Here is a 3,480-nt window from a genome sequence, read left to right as displayed (position 1 = left end):
TGGCGGCGCTCGCGATGTTCATGGCGTTCCTCACCCGCTACGCCTTCGGCGCGGAGTGGCCGCTGGCGGCAACGGGGGCCGTGCTGATGGGCGCCTGCGTGGGGGTGCTCGCGGTGGGGCGCTTCCGCGGCCTCGACATCACGATCAAGATCCTGCTCGCGATGCTCGTCGTCTCGACCGTGGCGACCGCGCTCGTGGCCGCGCCGCGCGCCGACCTCTCGACGCTGGCGCTGTGGCCGGGCGACGTCGTCGGCACCGTCGTCCCCTTCGCCTTCCTCCTCGCCCTCATCGGGTGGATGCCCTCGCCCGTCGACGTGGCGGTGTGGAGCAGCCTGTGGACGCTCGCCAAGGACAAGACGACGGGCGCGCGGACCTCGGTCGCCGACGCGAAACGCGACTTCCTCGTGGGCTTCGTCGGCACCGGCATCCTCGCGCTCATCTTCGTGTCGGTCGGGGCCACGGTCCTCTTCCAGGCGGACGTCGCCCTCAGCGACGCGGGGGCCGTGTTCTCCACGCAACTCGTCGACATGTACAGCACGACGCTGGGCTCGTGGTCCCGTCCCATCGTCCTCGTGGCGGCGATGGCGACGATCTTCTCGAGCCTCCTCGCCGTGACGGACGGCTTCCCGCGCGCGATCGAGCGCACGCTGGCGAACCTGCGGGGGCATGTCGCGGCGGACACCGTGACCCGCGTGGGACGCGTCTACTGGTGGAGCATGATCGCGCTCCCCGTCATCGCCTTCTTCATCCTCCTCGGCTTCTCCGGCAGCCTCACCGCGATGGTGGACTTCGCGACGACCGTGGCGTTCCTCACCGCGCCCATCCTCGGCTACTTCAACCTCCGCGCCGTGACGTCGGAGGCGGTGCCGCCCGAGCACCGGCCGGGCCGCGGCATGGTGACGCTGACCTGGGTGGGACTCGTCCTCCTCGGTGGGACCGGCCTCGCCTACCTCGTGTCGCTCGTCCGGTGAGCGCCCATCCGGTCAGGGACGGATCAGGAGCGCGACCAGGCGCGGGGGCGCTGCGGGGCGCGGTGGTGGGGCGCGTCGTGAGCCTGCACCGCTATCCCGTGAAGTCGATGGGAGGAGAACGCCTGGAGGCGGCCCGAATCACGGCGCGCGGGATGGAGGGCGACCGGGCCGGCGCGCTGGTGGACCGCGAGACCGGGCGCGTGGTGAGCGCGAAGCGGCCGCGGCTGTGGGGGGCCGTCTACCGCCTTTCCGCGAGCTTCCAACGGGAGAACGGGGCAGCGTCGATCCGGGTTCGGTTCGAGGACGGCACCGCGCTGTCGAGCGCGGGGCGGGGGCGGCTGGAGGCCCGCCTGAGCGCGCTCCTGGGCCGGGAAGTCGCGTTCGCGACGGAGGCGGTCGAGAGCGCGACGTGCGAGTACCACTGGCCGGACATGGAGGGACTCGTCCAGGACGGGCGGACGTACCGCGACGAGATCACCGAGTGGGAACTGCCGCCCGGGACGTTCTTCGACAGTTCCGGCCTCCACGCCCTGACGACGGCGAGCCTCGACCACCTGCGGGAACTCGTCCCGGGGAGCGATTTCGACGTCGGCCGCTTCCGGCCCAACCTCGTGATCGAACCCGTCGCGGGGGCGCGGGGCTTCGTCGAGAACGAGTGGGTGGGCGGCACGCTCGAGATCGGCGGGGCGCGCCTGCGGGTGACGAAGCCGTGCATGCGGTGCGTCATGGTCACGCTCCCGCTGGGAGACCTCCCGAAGGACCCGGGGGTGCTGCGCGCCGCCTTCGACCACAACGACGGCAACGTCGGCGTGAAGTGCGAGGTGGCCGAACCGGGCGCCGTACGGGTCGGCGACGAGGTCCGCCTCTAGAAGTCCGGAAGGGAGTCGCCGCTGGAGCACTTCGGGGTCGTAAGCCTGATCCCCACCGCCGTCGTCCTGGCCGTCGCCGTGGCGACCCGGCGCCCCGTGGAATCGCTCATCATCGGGGCGCTCGTCGGGTTCGCGATCCTCGCGCCCCGGGACCCGCTCACCGCGTTCACCGACGGCATGGTCGCGGTCATGCAGAACGAGACCGTGGGCTGGATCATCCTCGTCTGCGCGCTCTTCGGCAGCCTCATCACGCTGCTCGTCCGGGTGGGCGCTGCGGCCCGCTTCGGCGACGCGGCGTCGGCGCGCATCCGGACGCGCGGCGGTTCGCTGGCCGCGACGTGGCTCCTCGGACTCGCCGTCTTCATCGACGACTACCTGAACGTCCTCGCGGTCAGTTCCTCCGTGAAGCGGTTCACCGACCGCCATCGCGTGTCGCGCGAGATGCTCGCCTACGTCGTGGACTCCACCGCCGCGCCCGTGTGCATCCTCGTACCGATCTCGACGTGGGCCGCCTACTTCTCCGGCCTGCTCGAAGAGACCGGGTGGGCGGCGTCCGGCCGCGGCCTCTCGCTCTACATCGATGCGATCCCGTTCATGCTCTACGCGTGGATCGCCGTGGCCCTGGCGCTCCTCGTCGGCACCGGCCTCGTCCCCGCCATCGGCCCCATGCGCAAGGCGGAGCGCCGCGCCCGGGAGACGGGGCAGGTCGTCCCTCCGGGCCTGGAAGAGGCGAAGCTCGAAGGCGAAACCGACCCGCGCGCCGCCGAGCGCGCGCGCCCATGGCATTTCATCGTGCCGGTCGTCACCCTCGTGGCCGCCACCTGGTGGCTCGACCTCGACATCCTCAAGGGCGTCGTCGTGGCGCTGGCCCTCACCCTCGCCATCATCGTGGGCACGAGACTCCTCCCCGTCCGCGCCGCGCTCGACACCAGCATGGCCGGCGTGCTCACGATGATCGTCCCCCTGGCGACCGTGTTCGGCGGCTTCCTCCTCAAGGAGGTGAACGACGGACTCGGCCTCACCGCCTACCTCATCGAGACCGTCGAACCGCTGATGACGCCGCAACTGCTCCCCGCCGTCACCTTCCTCACGATGTCGCTCGTCGCCTTCGCCACCGCGTCCTTCTGGGGCATCTTCGCGGTCGCCGTCCCCATCGTGCTCCCGCTCGCGGATTCGGTGGGGGCGGACATGCCGCTCGTGATCGGAGCCCTCATCTCCGCCAGCGCCTTCGGCAGCCACACCTGCTTCTACGGCGACTCGACCGTCCTCGCCGCCCGAGGCAGCGGCTGCGGCGTCGTCGAGCACGCCCTCACCCAACTCCCCTACGCCCTCTTCGCCGCGGGACTCGCCGCCACAGGCTTCCTCCTCCTCGCTTGATCTCGCCACGCGCGGGCCATAGTAGGAAGTGCATCATCTTCTATGGCCCGAGGAGGATTTCGTATGATCGTGCTAAGCTTGATAGGGATCTCGGCGGACGAGATGGGCAAGTGATGGCAGACCTTTTTAGGCCGCGGCGGAGTTCGGCGGACCCGCTTCCCAGTGCGGGGTAGCCGTCGTCCGGACGAGGTAGGTGAATCTCTTTGGGCGCCGTGACCGTCACTGTAGCATAGTTACATCCAGTAGCGTCCAAAGATGTTCCA

General features: G+C 70.4%; 3 protein-coding genes. All 3 read left to right on the top strand.

Annotated features, from left to right (window positions below; all coding sequences use genetic code 11):
• Window positions 1-971 (top strand): divalent metal cation transporter (locus tag OXN85_15545; protein MCY3601381.1); only part of this gene is annotated, 971 nt, incomplete at its 5' end.
• A gap of 62 nt (window positions 972-1,033) precedes the next feature.
• Window positions 1,034-1,840: an MOSC domain-containing protein gene (locus tag OXN85_15540; GenBank protein ID MCY3601380.1), complete on the top strand. Its 807-nt coding sequence runs from the start codon at window positions 1,034-1,036 to the stop codon at window positions 1,838-1,840.
• A 21-nt stretch (window positions 1,841-1,861) separates the two neighbouring features.
• Window positions 1,862-3,217, top strand: coding sequence for a sodium:proton antiporter (locus tag OXN85_15535; GenBank protein ID MCY3601379.1), 1,356 nt, complete (start codon window positions 1,862-1,864; stop codon window positions 3,215-3,217).
• Window positions 3,218-3,480 lie beyond the last annotated feature (263 nt).

This window comes from Candidatus Palauibacter australiensis, assembly GCA_026705295.1.
GTDB lineage: Bacteria > Gemmatimonadota > Gemmatimonadetes > Palauibacterales > Palauibacteraceae > Palauibacter > Palauibacter australiensis.
The sequence above is the reverse complement of the archived record's forward strand: the minus strand, read 5'-3'. Positions and strand labels throughout refer to the sequence as shown.